13 protein-coding genes and 1 riboswitch are annotated in these 14990 nt (G+C 72.8%); of the genes, 9 read left to right on the plus strand and 4 right to left on the minus strand.

What is annotated here, in order from left to right:
• Positions 1-98 precede the first annotated feature (98 nt).
• Positions 99-578: a YbjN domain-containing protein gene (locus KBX50_RS12895; RefSeq protein ID WP_210937263.1), complete on the minus strand. Its 480-nt coding sequence runs from the start codon at positions 576-578 to the stop codon at positions 99-101.
• 112 nt (positions 579-690) lie between these two features.
• Here KBX50_RS12895 and KBX50_RS12900 point away from each other — a divergent pair, with 112 nt between their 5' ends.
• Positions 691-3138: a DNA translocase FtsK gene (locus tag KBX50_RS12900; RefSeq protein WP_210937264.1), complete on the plus strand. Its 2448-nt coding sequence runs from the start codon at positions 691-693 to the stop codon at positions 3136-3138.
• The gene (locus KBX50_RS12905) at positions 3131-3508 is read left to right on the plus strand and encodes a glyoxalase/bleomycin resistance/extradiol dioxygenase family protein (RefSeq protein WP_210937265.1); all 378 of its coding nucleotides are present in this window, start codon (positions 3131-3133) and stop codon (positions 3506-3508) included. The genes KBX50_RS12900 and KBX50_RS12905 overlap by 8 nt, the downstream gene beginning before the upstream one ends.
• A gap of 383 nt (positions 3509-3891) precedes the next feature.
• Here the strand turns inward: KBX50_RS12905 and KBX50_RS12910 are convergent, their stop codons facing one another.
• The gene (locus tag KBX50_RS12910; RefSeq protein ID WP_093410153.1) at positions 3892-4119 is read right to left on the minus strand and encodes a hypothetical protein; all 228 of its coding nucleotides are present in this window, start codon (positions 4117-4119) and stop codon (positions 3892-3894) included.
• Between the two features lie 99 nt (positions 4120-4218).
• The gene (locus KBX50_RS12915; protein WP_210937266.1) at positions 4219-4533 is read right to left on the minus strand and encodes a multidrug efflux SMR transporter; all 315 of its coding nucleotides are present in this window, start codon (positions 4531-4533) and stop codon (positions 4219-4221) included.
• A 57-nt stretch (positions 4534-4590) separates the two neighbouring features.
• Positions 4591-4657, minus strand: a riboswitch (guanidine-III (ykkC-III) riboswitch).
• Between the two features lie 90 nt (positions 4658-4747).
• On the opposite strand from KBX50_RS12915, the gene KBX50_RS12920 reads away from it, so the two are divergent.
• The 7 genes from KBX50_RS12920 (at position 4748) to KBX50_RS12950 (ending at position 11040) form a co-directional block, all read left to right on the plus strand.
• A complete protein-coding gene (locus KBX50_RS12920; RefSeq protein WP_210937267.1) occupies positions 4748-5671 on the plus strand; it encodes an ornithine cyclodeaminase family protein in 924 nt (307 codons plus the stop codon).
• Positions 5672-5728: 57 nt separating this feature from the next.
• On the plus strand, positions 5729-7216 hold the full coding sequence (gene rimO, locus KBX50_RS12925) for a 30S ribosomal protein S12 methylthiotransferase RimO (RefSeq protein WP_210937268.1): 1488 nt from the start codon (positions 5729-5731) through the stop codon (positions 7214-7216).
• Positions 7217-7287: 71 nt separating this feature from the next.
• Positions 7288-7881, plus strand: a complete 594-nt coding sequence (gene pgsA, locus KBX50_RS12930; protein WP_210937269.1) for a CDP-diacylglycerol--glycerol-3-phosphate 3-phosphatidyltransferase — start codon at positions 7288-7290, stop codon at positions 7879-7881.
• Between the two features lie 59 nt (positions 7882-7940).
• The gene (locus tag KBX50_RS12935) at positions 7941-8444 is read left to right on the plus strand and encodes a CinA family protein (protein WP_210937270.1); all 504 of its coding nucleotides are present in this window, start codon (positions 7941-7943) and stop codon (positions 8442-8444) included.
• A 272-nt stretch (positions 8445-8716) separates the two neighbouring features.
• The gene (locus tag KBX50_RS12940) at positions 8717-9175 is read left to right on the plus strand and encodes a helix-turn-helix domain-containing protein (RefSeq protein WP_210937271.1); all 459 of its coding nucleotides are present in this window, start codon (positions 8717-8719) and stop codon (positions 9173-9175) included.
• A 183-nt stretch (positions 9176-9358) separates the two neighbouring features.
• Complete coding sequence (locus KBX50_RS12945) at positions 9359-10219, plus strand: PspA/IM30 family protein (protein ID WP_210937272.1); 861 nt, start codon at positions 9359-9361, stop codon at positions 10217-10219.
• Between the two features lie 38 nt (positions 10220-10257).
• Positions 10258-11040, plus strand: coding sequence for a hypothetical protein (locus tag KBX50_RS12950; RefSeq protein ID WP_210937273.1), 783 nt, complete (start codon positions 10258-10260; stop codon positions 11038-11040).
• A gap of 86 nt (positions 11041-11126) precedes the next feature.
• On the opposite strand, the gene KBX50_RS12955 is transcribed toward KBX50_RS12950, so the two are convergent.
• The gene (locus KBX50_RS12955) at positions 11127-14846 is read right to left on the minus strand and encodes a hypothetical protein (protein ID WP_210937274.1); all 3720 of its coding nucleotides are present in this window, start codon (positions 14844-14846) and stop codon (positions 11127-11129) included.
• Positions 14847-14990: the final 144 nt, after the last annotated feature.

A 14990-nucleotide genomic window follows, 5' to 3' on the forward strand; every position in this document is an offset into this window, starting at 1 on the left:
GGCAGTGGCGATCCGCTGGTCGGCGCGTACGCCGTCGGCCGGCCGGGCGGTGCCTCGCGCCCGGCCGCGGCTCCGACGAGCGCCGGGGACCGGCCCGGTCACGGGCGCGCCGTCCCCGCGAACCGGCCCACCTCGTCGGCGAGTCGACAGCCGGCCGAGATCCCCCGGTCGAGCAGCCGATCCAGTTGGTGCGGGGTGACGCCCCGTTCCAGGTCGGTGATGACCTCGCCGCAGACCCGGGCCTGACCGGTGTCGTCGATGTGCACGAACGCCTTCGGCCAGAACCGGTCACGGTTCCAGGTGTTGCAGAAGTCGTGCAGGCACGGCACGTCCTCGACCGCGAAGGCGGGCGCAGCGACGGTACGCACCTGGAGCAACTCCCCGGCGTCTCCGGCGCGGAGGAACCAGATGTGCCCCTGCGCCCACCTGCCCACCAGCGCGCCGTCGGCGTCGCCGGCCACGGTGTGACCGCGATGGCTCAGCACGGCGGCGACGAGTTCCCGGGTCAGCGGTCGCAGCGTCGACGGATGACCCGCCAACGGGTCGCCGGCGCGGTCCTCGAATTCCGGCGACCCCATCGGACACTCCCTCGCGAGGCGAATATCACGGCAGGCGGCGGGGACCGCGTTGCGACACGCGGAGCGACCAGGATGACCGGCCAATCACCCGGCCCGCCGTTACGGTGATGCTATGGCGGGCCGTACCCCTCAGGCGAGTCGGCGGCGCGGCGCGTCGCCGCGTGGCAGCGCGAACAGTCGTGCCCGCCAGCCGGCCAAGAAGACCCGTGCGCCGGTGCGGCGCCGTACCTCGACCAGGGGACCGGGCCCCGCCGCGTACGTCGGTCGGGCGATCCAGGCACTGTGGATGGGGCTGGCCCACGGGGTCGGCTGGGCGGTGCGCGCGGCGGGTCGGCAGGCCGCCTCGGCCCGCGACCTCGACCCGGAGCATCGCCGCGACGGCGCCGGCCTGCTGCTCATCGGGCTCGCCCTGCTCGGTGCGGGCGCGATCTGGTTCTCGGCGGCCGGCCCGGTCGGTGCCCGACTGGCCGACACGGTGCGGCTCTTCCTCGGGGCGATCTCCATCGTGGTGCCGGTGCTGCTGGGCATCGGCGCCTGGCGGCTGATGCGTCAGCCCGGCGATCCCGAGCACCGGGGGCGTGGGCTGGTCGGCTGGGGGTCCATGCTGGTCTCCACCGCGGCGCTGCTGCACATCGGCCAGCAGCCGGCCGGCCCGGGCGAGCGGGATTTCGCCGGCGGCCTGATCGGCGCGGGGGTGGGCAGCGTACTGGAGCGCGCGGTCACCGCCTGGGTGGCGGTGCCGTTGCTGGTCCTGTTGCTGGTGTTCGGGCTGCTGGTGGTCACCGCGACGCCGATCAACAAGATCCCCGAGCGGCTCGGCCTGCTGGCCGGCGGGGTGGTCGGGCAGGACGAGACCGAGACGGCGGAGGCACCTGCGACGCCGACTCGCCGCCGTCCCGCCAAACGTGCGGCACCGCCGGTCGACCCGGACGAGTTCGACGATCTGGACGGCGCGGACCTGCAGGAGACCATGGTCCTGCCGCGCAAGACGCCGTCCCGGGTGCCGGCCAGCCGCAAGCCCGCCGAGCCGCCGGAGCACTCGCCCGCGCCGACCCGGGCCGAGCAGCTCGCGCTGACCGGCCTGGCTGGCGACTACACGCTGCCTCCGGCGAACATGCTCGGCAGCGGGGCCGCTCCGAAGACCCGCAGCAAGGCCAACGACGAGGTGATCGCCGCGCTCACCGGTGTCTTCGACCAGTTCGACGTCGACGCGGCGGTGACCGGCTTCACCCGGGGCCCGACGGTGACCCGCTACGAGGTCGAGCTGGGCCACGGCGTCAAGGTCGAGCGGATCACCCAGCTCTCCCGCAACATCGCGTACGCGGTGAAGTCCCCGGACGTACGCATCCTGAGCCCGATCCCGGGCAAGAGCGCGGTTGGTGTGGAGATCCCGAACACCGACCCGGAGAACGTGGCCCTCGGTGACGTGCTGCGCTCGCGCGCCGCCACCAGCGACCACCATCCGATGGTGGTCGCCCTCGGCAAGGACATCGAGGGCGGCTACGTGGTGGCCAACCTGGCGAAGATGCCGCACATCCTGATCGCGGGGGCCACCGGGGCCGGCAAGTCGAGCTGCCTGAATTCTCTACTCATGTCCATCCTGACCCGGGCGACGCCGGACGAGGTGCGGCTGCTGCTGATCGACCCGAAGCGGGTCGAGATGACCGGTTACGAGGGGATCCCGCACCTGGTCACCCCGATCGTGACCAACGCCAAGAAGGCGGCCGACTCGCTGGAGTGGGTCGTCCGTGAGATGGACATGCGCTACGACGACCTCGCCGCCAACGGGGTCCGGCACATCGACGACTTCAACCGCAAGGTGCGCAACGGCGAGATCAAGGCGCCGCCGGGCAGTGAACGCGAGATGCGTCCGTACCCGTACCTGCTGGTGATCGTGGACGAGTTGGCCGACCTGATGATGGTCGCCCCGCGCGACGTCGAGGACTCGATCGTACGGATCACCCAGCTCGCCCGGGCCGCCGGCATTCACCTGGTACTCGCCACCCAACGGCCCTCGGTCGACGTGGTGACCGGCCTGATCAAGGCCAACGTGCCGTCCCGGCTGGCGTTCGCGACCTCGTCGCTGGCCGACTCCCGGGTCATCCTCGACCAGCCGGGCGCGGAGAAGCTGCTCGGCCGGGGCGACGGGCTGTTTTTGCCGATGGGTGCCTCGAAGCCGGTGCGGATCCAGGGCGCCTGGGTCACCGAGCGCGAGATCAACGATGTGGTGAAGTTCTGCAAGGACCAGCGTGAGCCGGAGTTCCGCCCGGACGTGCTGACCCCCGCGCAGGACAGCAAGAAGAAGATCGACGAGGACATCGGCGACGACCTGGACCTGCTGATGCAGGCGGTCGAACTGGTGGTCACCTCGCAGTTCGGCTCGACCTCGATGCTGCAACGCAAGTTGCGGGTCGGCTTCGCCAAGGCGGGCCGGCTGATGGACCTGATGGAGACCCGGGGCGTGGTCGGCCCGTCGGAGGGCTCCAAGGCACGTGACGTGCTGGTCAAGCCGGACGAGCTGGAAGAGGTCCTGGAGGGTCTGCGGGGCGGCGATGGCTGATTCGACGGCACTGGCCAGCGAGCTGTTTCCGATCATCACGGCCGCCGATCTCGACGCCGCACTGCGCTTCTACGAGGGGCTGCTGGGCGGCCGGGTCGCGTACCGCTTCCCGGAGACCGGGGAGGCCGCGTACGTCTCGCTGCGCTTCGGCGACGGCCAGCTGGGCATCGGGCGGCAGGAGGCCGGCGAGCAGCCGGCCGGCCCGGCGACCCTCTGGGTGTACGTCGCGGACTGCACCGCGGCCCTGGCCCGGCTGGCCGAGGCGGGCGTGCAGGTGCTCGCCGAGCCGCAGCGGCAGCCGTGGGGCGAGCGGATGGCGATCGTTCGCGACCCGGCCGGCAACCGGGTGCTGATCGCCGACCACGGCTGACCAGTCCCGTCACTCAAGGTGATTATCTAGCCGGAACCCACCAACCCCTCCGCTCCCTTTGCTCTGCTTCAACATACGCAACGGTTACCGAGGGTGATGATCGGTCGTCGTTCGGGGGCAGGGGGCCGTTTGGTCACCGCAGCTCACGAGCTATTGCGTGGGTTGAAGCAGAGCAAAGGGGAGGAGGGGGAAGGGGTGGGGTGCGCGGCTGATGCTACGGATCGTGTCCGGCGGAGACGGTAGCGGTGCGTATCCGCACTTGGTCGCTCCACAGAGGTGGAACAGCCACGTGCGGGCGAGGGACGGAACAGGCCGTCGTGCGGCTGGCACAGGCATGACGACGGCCCGCCGCGGAGCGCGGCGGGCCGTCGAAGTAGCCGGGCTCAGAGCGCGCTGAGGATCAGCATGCTCAGCAGCATGGCGACCACGTTGGCCGCGGCGGCGTACCAGCCGAGCGGCTTGTCACCGAGCACCGCGCCGACGACGCCGAGGACCAGACCGATGACTCCGAAGAGGATCGGGTTGAGCAGCAGCGCGAGTACCGCGCACACGAAACCCACGATGGTGCAGATGCGGGCGGCGCTGGTCGAGCGGACGGTGCTGGTGGCCATGTCTTCCTCCAAGGGGATGAGTCTCAGGTCTGCTGCCGGATCTCTACCCACTACGGACGTTCGTCACGCCCGCCCGCGCAGACGTTCGCCGCCCGCGCCCTAGTGGAACAGCTTGAGGCCGATCACGCCGGCCACCACCAGCAGCAGGCTGAGCAGGCGGGGCAGGTTGGCCGGTTCGCCGAGCGCCACCATGCCGACGAGGGCGGTGCCGACCGCGCCGATGCCGACCCACACCGCGTAGCCGGTGCCGACCGGGATCTCCCGCAGCGCGTACGCCAGGCCGGCCATGCTCAGCACCAGCGTGATCGCGAAGACCATCGAGGCGACGGGTCGGGTGAATCCGGCGGAGCGGTCCAGGGCGATCGCCCAGGCCGTTTCGAGTAGTCCGGAGAGCACCAGCACGATCCAGGCCATCGGGTCACCTCTTCGGGATTGGCCCGGCCGCCGGGCCGGGACGAGTCGGGTCCGCCATGCGGGGCGTCTTGGCCTGACCGGGTACGCCCACGACTCGTCCGGGGCGGCCACGTGGGCCGCCGAAATCGACCGTAGCACCGGGCAACGGGCCGTCCGGGTGAGACGGATCACCCGGGATGGACCTCAAGCCTGCTTCAAGCTGCACCATGGACCCGTGACCGTGCTCATCTCCGATCCGGAGGTCGCCGCCGCGCTTGACGCAGCGACCTCGGTCGACGCGATGCGTCAGGCCCTGCTCGCCGCGTACCACGGGCGGCTCGTCGCCCCGCCTCGGGCCGCCGCGTCGCTCGGCGCCGGCCGGATGGTGCTCACCGCCGGGCACCTGGTCGGGCAGTGGTACGGATACCGGGCGTACGACACATTCGGGCACCCGGAAAGCGAGCAGGTGGTGGTGCTGCACGACGGGCGGACCGGGGCGGTGCGGGCCGTGGCCGTGGGCGAGGAGCTGGGCTCCCGGCGTACCGGCGCGCTGGGCGGGGTGGCGGTGGACACGCTGGCCCGCGCGGAAGCGGCCACCGTCGGGGTGATCGGCTCCGGCGGTCAGGCGTGGACCCAGGTATGGGCCGCCGCCGCCGTGCGACCCCTGCGCGAGGTGACCGTGCACAGCCGCTCGACGGCGCGTCGGGAGGCGTTCGCCGCCCGGGTACGGGCCGAACTCGGCATCTCGGCCCGCGCGGTGGACACCGCCCGCGAGGCGGTACGCGACCGGGACGTGGTGGTGTTGGCCACCACCAGCCCGACACCGGTGCTGAGCGCCGCCGACCTGCGCCCCGGGACTCACGTGAACGTGGTCGGCTTCAAGCAGGTGGACCGCGCGGAGTTCGGCACCGACCTGCTCGACGCCGCCACCGTGCTGGCCAGTGACTCGGTGGCGCAGGCGCGGTCGTACGCCCCGCCGATGCTCGCCGCGCTGCCGCCGTACGCCTCCCGGTTGCGCGACCTGGGTGCGGTGCTGGCCGGCACGACACCCGGCCGCACCGACGCGGACCAGATCTCGGTCTTCTGCTCGGTCGGTCTGGCCGGCACCGAGGTCTACCTGCTCGACCGCGTGGTCCGGATCCTCGCCACCGCGGCCTGACCCGACCCGGTGCGGACCGCCGTCGCCAGTACGGGCACCACCGCCCGGTACCCTCGGATGGTGTCTGCCACCTCCTCTCCTTCCCCCGATGGTCGCCGGGTCGCGCTGCTGACCCTGGGCTGTGCCCGCAACGAGGTCGACTCGGAGGAACTGGCCGCCCGCCTGCACGCCGACGGCTGGCAGGTGACCACCGACGGTGAGGGCGCCGACGTGGTGGTCGTCAACACCTGCGGCTTCGTGGAGAAGGCCAAGCAGGATTCCATCCAGACGCTGCTGGCCGCCGCCGACACCGGGGCGAAGGTGGTGGCGGCCGGCTGCATGGCCGAGCGGTACGGGCGGGAACTGGCCGACAGCCTCCCCGAGGCGCAGGCGGTGCTCAGCTTCGACGACTACCCCGACATCGCCGCCCGGCTGGACGCGGTTGTCGCCGGCCGGGAGGTCGCCGCACACACTCCCCGCGACCGGCGCGAGCTGCTGCCGCTGACCCCGGTCGCCCGCCGCGACAGCGCGGTCTCCCTGCCGGGACACGGCCGCGGCACCGACGTCGACGAGCACACCCCGGCGCACCTGCGTACGGTGCTGCGTCGCCGGTTGGACAGCGGCCCGGTGGCCTCGCTCAAGCTGGCCAGCGGCTGCGACCGGCGCTGCGCGTTCTGCGCCATCCCCGCCTTCCGGGGCGCCTTCGTCTCGCGTACCCCGGACGAGTTGCTCGCCGAGGCCGAGTGGCTGGCCAAGAGCGGTGTCCGGGAACTCGTGCTGGTCAGCGAGAACTCGACCTCGTACGGCAAGGACCTGGGCGACCCGCGCGCGCTGGAGAAGCTGCTGCCCCAGCTCGCCGCCGTCGAGGGCATCGTGCGGGTACGGGCCAGCTACCTTCAGCCGGCCGAGACCCGGCCCGGGCTGATCGAGGCGATCGCCAGCACGCCCGGGGTGGCGCCCTACTTCGACCTGTCGTTCCAGCACTCCAGCGAGCCGGTGCTGCGCCGGATGCGCCGTTTCGGCTCCACCGACCGTTTCCTGGAACTGCTCGCCGCCGCCCGGCAACTGTCGCCTCAGGCCGGGGCCCGCAGCAACTTCATCGTCGGGTTCCCCGGCGAGACCCGGGGCGACGTCGACGAACTGGTGCGGTTCCTCACCGAGGCCCGGCTCGACGCGATCGGCGTCTTCGACTACAGCGACGAGGACGGCACGGAAGCCGCCGGGCTGTCGGGCAAGGTTTCCGCCGCCACCATCAAACGCCGGTACGACAGGCTCAGCGCGCTCGCCGACGAGCTGTGTTCGCAGCGGGCCGAGGACCGCCTCGGCTCGACGGTGGAGGTGCTCGTCGACTCGGTCGACGATGGGGTCGTCGAGGGACGGGCCGCACACCAGGCGCCGGAGGTGGACGGGTCGACCACTCTGGTTGCCCCCGACGGCGGCGGCGTCGACCTGGCCGCGCTGCGCCCCGGGGACCTGGTCCGCGCCACGGTGACCGGTACCGAGGGCGTCGACCTGCTCGCCGTGCCGGATGAGATGATCTCCGCCGCGCCCGGCGCGGCGCGGTGACGGTGGGCTGGGACGAGGCGGAGGAGGCACGAGGTGCGGTGCCGGGTGCGCCAGCCGAGCGGGGCGATGCGATGACCGGGGCGACGGAGTCGCCTCCGGTGCCGGTGGTGGCCCGGGTCCCCGTGGTGAACGCCGCCAACGCCCTGACCGCGCTGCGGCTGGCGCTCGTCCCGGTCTTCGCCGCCTCGGTGGTCGTGTCGGGGATGACGCACGCCGGATGGCAGGTCATCGCCTGCGTGATCTTCGCGGTGGCCTCGGTGACGGATCTCGTGGACGGGTGGATCGCCCGGAGGTTCGCGCTGGTCACCGCCGTGGGAAAGGTGGCCGACCCGATCGCCGACAAGGCACTCACCGGCGCCGCCCTGCTGCTGTTGTCCTGGTACGACCGGTTGCCCTGGTGGGTGACGGTGGTGATCCTGGCGCGGGAGCTGGGGATCACCGCCCTGAGGTTCTGGGTGATCCGGCGTGGCGTGATCGCCGCGAGCCGGGGCGGAAAGATCAAGACTGCGCTCCAGGTGCTGGCCATCACCTGGTACCTGTGGCCGATGCCGGCCGCCCTGGCCTCGATCGGGCCGTGGATCATGGGTGCGGCGGTCGCGGTCACCCTGGTCACCGGGCTGGACTACATTGCCCAGGCCACCCGGCTGCGGCGCACCCAGGGGTGAGAACGGTTCACCGGCGTTGCGACGCGTAGACCGCCTCGCGGCCGGGCAGGATGCAGATCATGGGTGTACGCGAGGGCGAGGGGTCGATGGGCGCCGCGGCGGCGGGCGTGGTGCACCGCCTCGCCGATCGGCGGGAGACGTTCGCCACTGTCGAGTCGCTGACCGGGGGCCTGCTGGCCGCCACGGTCGTGGAGATCGCCGGGGCGAGCGCCGTCTACCGGGGTGGGCTGGTGGTCTACGCCACCGAGTTGAAGCAACGGCTGGCCGACGTACCGGCGCAGCTGTTGGCGGAGCGTGGCCCGGTCGATGCTGACGTGGCGAAGGCGCTCGCCGAGGGTGGGCGGCGACGCTGTGGTGCTGACTGGGGTCTGGCCACCACCGGCGTGGCCGGACCGGAACCGCAGGACGGCAAACCGGTCGGCCTGGTCTTCGTCGCGGTCGCCGGCCCGGACGGCACCGAGGTGCGGCAGCTGAACCTCGCCGGTGGTCGCGACCAGGTGCGGGGTGCGGCCGTGACCGAGGCGCTGCGCCTGCTGGCCGACCACATCCAGGCTCCGACCTGACCCCGCTGCCGCCGCTCTTCGAGGGTGCGGCTCTTCGACATTGCTGATCTTCGGCGACGCGGATCGATGGCACTCCAGGTGACGTCGTCCCTGCGTGCCGGACAGCCGCGCCAGCGCCGATCGACTGAGCGGTCGGCGGCGACCGTGGGACGACCGGGCGGGGCGGGATGTCGCGGCGGCGCACAGCGGGTACGGTTGCGGGAAGGCTCCGACAGCCGGTGCTCTCGTAAGACCGGTTGGCCGGGCGAATTGTGTCCCTCAGGGGAGGTGCGATGGTCCTGCTACGCCGGGTGATCGGTGACGCACTACGGGCGCGCCGGCAGGGGCAGCACCGCACGCTGCGCGAGGTCTCGTCCGCAGCCAACGTCAGCCTGGGCTACCTGTCGGAGATCGAACGCGGCCAGAAGGAGCCCTCCAGCGAGCTGCTCGCGGCGATCTGCGACGCGCTGGGTGCCCGCCTTTCCGAGCTGCTGCGGGAGGTCAGCGACACGGTCGCGCTCGCCGAACAGATGCCGGGCGTGCTGGTGCCGGTGCAGGACGAGCCGGCCGAGTCGACGCCGGTCGCCGCCGGGTCGGTGCACAAGGCGACCGGTCGGGGCGTACGCCAGGTCACCTCGGACGGCAACGTGGCCGTCTCGGTGCGGCAGGACTCCCCGCTCAAGGCCACGCTGCGCAGTGCCCGGGTCCGGCCCGCCGACCGCAGCGACCGGGACGTGGTCTGCGCCGCCTGAGCCTCGCGGCCGATGGTCGCGGTAGCGCCCGCCGCGTAGGGTTGATCGCGGACGTCCCCTCTCGCCGGTACGGATGCCGTGTTGGCGCCCGGCTGGGACGATGGAGCCACCATCGCCGGTAGCCGAGCCGGTTCCCCGGGGGTGGGGCAGGCGCAGCGACGTGATTGAGGGGATACCGCGGAGATGGCGAACCCGTTCGTCAAGGGGTGGAAGTACCTGATGGCGCTCTTCGGCGCCCGCATCGACGAGCACGCCGACCCGAAGGTGCAGCTCCAGCAGGCGATCGACGAGGCGCACCGGCAGCATCAGGCGCTCGTCCAGCAGGCCGCCGCCGTGATCGGCAACCAGCGGCAGTTGGAGATGAAGCTGTCCCGGCAGATGTCCGACGTCGAGCGGTTGCAGGCCAATGCCCGCCAGGCGCTGGTCCTGGCCGACCAGGCCCGGGCCAAGGGTGACGAGGTCGAGGCCGGGCGGTACGAGCAGTCCGCGCAGACCCTGGCCACCCAGCTGGTCAACGCCGAACAGTCCGCGGAGGACCTGAAGACCCTGCACGACCAGGCGCTGGCCGCGGCCGGGCAGGCCCGCCGGGCGGTGGAGAACAATTCCATGATCCTCCAGCAGAAGCTCGCCGAGCGCGCCAAGCTGCTCAGCCAGCTGGAGCAGGCCAAGATGCAGGAGAGCGTCGCCGCCTCGCTGGAGTCCATGTCGGCGCTCACCGCTCCGGGCAGCACCCCCACCCTCGACGAGGTACGCGACCGCATCGAACGCCGTTACGCCAACGCCATGGGCCGCGCCGAACTGGCCGGCAACTCGACCGAGGGCCGGATGTTGGAGATCCAGAAGGCGACGCTGGACACGGCCGGTTCCGCCCGGCTGGACCAGATCCGCGCCAGCATGGCCGGCGACCAGCTCGGCGCGGGCGCGGACCGGGATGCCGTCACCGACCAGCCGGCCACGGCCGACCCCGGGGTGGCCCGGCTCGACGAGATCCGCGCCAGCATGAGCCGTGAGCGTGGCACCGGCGACACCACGGCCGCCGGCTGAGTGGAAATCGCCGGCTGACGGAGATCGAGGAGGCGACGGTGGCAGCGGACGAGCGCACCCGGTATTTCCGCCGGCTGAGCAGACTGCGTGGCTCCGCCCGCCGGTGGAGCGTCCTGGCCGGCGGGCTCGGCGGCGCGACAGCGGTGCTGACCCCGTACGCCGGGCTCGGTCTCGCCGACGCGGCCTGGGCCGCCGCCGCGGGCGCGGCCACCGCCCTGGCCGCGTGGCGCTGGGTGGACCTGCGCGCCCTCGCCGCCCAACCCGCCCCGCCACCGTTGGACCCGGCCCAGGTGGCCGCCCGCAACCGGGCCCGCCTGGTGGCCGCCGTGGAACGTCTCCCCGCCGGTGCCGGCGTGCTGGCCGAGGTGCGTCGGGTCCGCTCCCGCACCGCGCTGCGCGGCACCGCCGCCGCCCAGCCGTGGGAGCGCCTGGACCGGGCCGCCGCGACCATGGCCGCCATGGCGGGCCGGCTGACCGGCCTCGCCGAACCGGCCGTCGCCGAAGCCTCCGCCGCCGAGCAGTCGCTACGCGAGCTGGCCAACCGGGTCGCCAGCGTGGAACGCGCGGTGCGCCTCGCCCCCGCCGACGCCAAGCCGCCGCTGGCCGAGGCGCACCAGGCGCTCACCGGGCAGTTGGAGACGGGCGTGGCGGCGTACGAGCGCCTGGTGGTCGCCGCCGCCGGCTACCTGGCCGAGGAGTACCGCCCCGAGACCGAACACCCCGCCGCCGCCCGCCTCACCGAAGCGACGGACCTCCTCCACGGCTTCGCCTCAGCCCTGTCGGAGCTACGCACGGTCTCCCGCCCCGCCCCGTTAGGTTGATCAAGAGGTTTTCGTCAGGGTCCGGCCACGTCTACGACCCGAACCTCTTGGTCAACAGCAACCGGCTGTTCTGGCGAGCCCGCCGGTCAGGCCGGGGTGGTGATCGGGATGGGGCCGGTGTACGGGGAGGCGCCGACGACGTTGAACGAGCGCACCCGGTAGTGGTAGGTGACCCCCCGGGCCAGGCCGGTGTTGGTGAAGCCGCGGCCGGTGACCGTGAACGTGGCCAGTTCCCGGGTGAACGCCGGATCCAGGGCCCGCTCCACGGTGAAGCCGGCGCCCTGGCCGGGGGGCGTGCTGGCGGACCAGCCCAGGACCACGGTGGCGGTGTCCGGGCCGGGGGCGGTGGTGGCCACGCTGACCGAGGTCGGTGTGCCGGGCGTGGGTGGGGTGGTCACCGTCGCCACGGTGGACCAGGGTGAGGCGGCGCCCAGGTAGGTGGTGCGTACCCGGTAGTAGTAGGTGGTGTCGGGCGCGACCGCCGGGTCCAGGTGGTTGTCCCCGACGCTGATCGCGGTGGTGCCCGGCCCGCTGGTGAATGTCGGGTTCGTCGCCCGCTGCACGTCGATGCCGGTGGCGAACGAGTGGTTGGCCCAGCGCAGCGCGACCCGCAGCGGTGCGGCGGGGGGAATTGTCGCTGTCAGCTTGGCCGGCGCGGTGAGCTGCACCGATGCGGGGACGCTGTTCGACCAGGTGGAGCAGCTCGCCGCGTTCTCGGCGCGGATGCGGTAGTGGTAGGTGACGCCGGGAGTGACGGTGGCGTCCGTGTAGCGGGTCGCGGTGGCCGCGACGGTGATGGTGGTCAACCCGTTCGTGAAGGTCGCGTCGGTGGCCCGTTGCAACAGGTGGCTGGTGGCCGGTGGCCGGCTGCCGTTGCCGGTCCAGGCGAGGGTGATCGCTGGCAGCGCGGTCGCCGAGCCGGGGGCCGGTGCAGCGGTGAGCCCGGTGGGTGCCCGAGGCGAGACCCGGACCACCAGCGGCCGGCTCATGCCCTGGTCCCGGTGACCTGCCGCCGCACTGCCCCAGCGGTACTCCCAGCCCAGGTTGACGAGTTGGTTGACCACCGCGGCGGGTCGCCCGTCGACGGGGCTGATCGGAGTGGAGTCGAGCCGGGTACCGGCCGGCCGGGTCGGGTCGAGCAGCCGTACGCTGTCGCCGATCTTGAATGGTAGGGCCGGTGCCTCGGGACGCAGCGCGAGCAACACGTCCTCACCGGGGTCGACGCGTACCACCTGCTTCCAGCCGAGTTCGCCGGGGTGCGGCGGCCGGATCGTGCCGTCCCGACCGACCCGGCCGACCACCTGAACGTCCAGGCCGTCGAACCGCACCGGATGGCTCTGCCGCCCGGAGCCGCGTACCCGCCAGAGCTGGCTGCCGTCGCCCGGTGTGCCGACCGACAGGGCCGGGTCGCTGGCGTGCACCACCTCGGTCGCCGGTTCGGTGGGACCGAGCGGCAGGGTGGCCTCGCCGCGCGGTCCGCCGTGTGGGTGTGCCACCCCGAGCCGGCCGGTGAGCCGCCCGTACTCGGGCTCGAAGACCTGTCGGACGGACTTGAGGTTCAGCGGCAGGCTGACCGGTGCGCCGCCGGGCGGGGTGAACTCGACGGTGGTGACGTGCACCGGGATCCGGGTCGGGGCGCTGCTGGTGCCGAAGCAGGGATCGTAGGCCGGCTGCGGCACGACCGGGGGCCGCTGGCTGGCCGCGTACGTGGCGGACAGGCGGTCCCGCAGTCGGTCGAGGTCGTACGGCGTGGCCGGGGTGCCCGTCACCCGTAGCTGCATCAGGGTGCGGGTGTTCGGCCCGTACCCGGGCACGGTCGGCGGTGCGCCGCCCTCGGCGGTGCGGTCGGGGCCACCGGTGTGGTGGTCGTATCGGGGGTCGAAGCAGGGCAGCGGAGCGGGACAGTCGTTGTAGAGGATCAGGGTGGTGCCGGGGTCGACGGTGGCGAGATCCACCAGCACGTCGGCCCGCTCGCCGGGGGCGAGCAGCAACGCGTGGCCGTCGACGTTGAGCACGGTCGGGTCGCGTCGGTCGTAGCGGAAGCCGATCGGGCGGTTCGGCACCACCACGGGTGCCGGCAGCAGGCCGCACTCGTTGCCGATCCGGATCATCTGCGGGCCGGCCGCCGTCGGGTCCGGCACGCCGCCGGGCCGCCCGTCGGTGGGCCAGTCCGTCGGCCGGCCGGGGGCCCGTACCGCGTCGACCATCGGCACCTCGCCGGCGTCGGGGTCGGCCAAGGTGCCCTCCGGCGTCCACATCGGCACGTCCGAGGCGGCCCGGTACAGCTGAAGGTTGAGCCAGCGGTCGGTGCAGGCGTTGAGGATGCGCCACCGGTGGACCTTCGGCTGCACCTCCAGATAGGGGTACGCGGCGCCGTTGACCAGGACCGTGTCGCCGTACGCGGCGGGCACGGCGCTGGGGTGCGGCACAGCGGGCGCTTCCGGCGGCTCGTCCGGGTCGGTGACCGGATCGTGGTGGGGGTTGGGCACCGCGGCGGCGGAGGCGTCGGGATCCGCGGCGGCGGTACGCGACCAGGGCCCGTAGTCCCACCGGCCGGTCGGGTTGATGCCGTCGCGACGGTACGGGTTCTGGCGGGACTGGTAGACGTGCGGGTGCCACAGGGAGCCCCGGGCACCCCACCGGTCCCGGTTCCAGGTCGGGTCCTGCGCGGCGAGCTGGGCGTCGTCCGGCACGAACGTCTTGTCCTCGAAGACCAGGGGCAACTGCTCGGCCGGCAGCGTCCCGTCGTCGATCAACCGCTCCTGCGCATCGTCGGTGAGCAGGTAGAGCGCCAACTGGCCGGAGTAGACGGTCAGCCGGGACAGCCCGACGGTGTTGTCATGGAACCAGAGCAGCCGCCCACTCTGGTCGTTCGGGTAGTAGAGGGTGGTGGCACCCTGCCCCGGGTGGGTCATGTCCGGCACGTGGGTCAGGGCGGCACCGGTGGGATAGGGGGTGATCTCGCCCGCTGGGGTGATCCACTGCCACGGGCTGCCGGCGCTGATCCAGCCGGTGAGCGCCCCGCAGAGATGCAGCACCGCCCGGTTCTGCGGGTAGGGCGCCGGCCCGTCGAGGGGTCCCGGGCCGGCGCCGGGCACCGTCGGGTCGACCGGCAGGAAGAGGTCGCCGGTCGGCAGCTGGTTGATGAACTTGACGCGTACCGGCCGGCCGCGTCGGGCGAGCACGACCGGACCGAGATGCCAGGGTCGTCGGGGCGGGGTGACCGTGTTGTGCCCGTCCGGGTTGGTGCCCAGGTTGAGCTGGCGGTAGCCGCGCAGCCGGGTCGCCGGCAGGTCCCGGTGCAGCCGCTGGGTGTACTCCTGCAACCCGATCTCGTAGTAGTCGCAACCGGGATAGGTGATCGTGTCGGGCACGGCGACCGGCAGGTGGGCGCCGAGCGGAGTACGCCCCAACTCGCCCAGGCCGGGCAGCGGGTCGATGAACTTACGCAACCCGGTGCCGGCCACCACCTGCCCGTCCTCCTCGTGGATGGGCAGCGGACTGGAGGCGTGATTGGGCACCGGACCGAAGCAGCGGGGTACGGCCGCCGGGTCCAGACTCGCCGGCCCCGGGCGTGGCGGCCTGGACGGTGCCGGCTGCGTCGGCTCGGGCGTCGCCGGTGTCCGCGTCGGTGCGCCCGGGGAGGTGCCGCCGGGACTGGTTCCGTCGGTGTCAGGACGGGTGTGTGTGCCGTTCTCCGTGTCCGGGGCGGTTCGGGTGCTGGGGACGGTGCCCGGTTCGCCCGGCTGGTCGGTGCGGGCGGCGCGGTCCAGCCAGGTCGACCGGAGTCTGCGGAACACGGCCATGGCTCTCCCGGTGATCGGGGCGCGGCGGTCACCACCCCGACGTGGCGGCGCGGACGCGCGTGCTGACATTCCGTGAGCCCTCAACCGCAGCATGCGACGCGCGGTGGCCGGTTAGGAAGTCCCCTTTCGTGCCAATCTGCCGAG

This window comes from Micromonospora sp. C51, assembly GCF_018070435.1.
Lineage (GTDB): Bacteria > Actinomycetota > Actinomycetes > Mycobacteriales > Micromonosporaceae > Micromonospora > Micromonospora sediminimaris.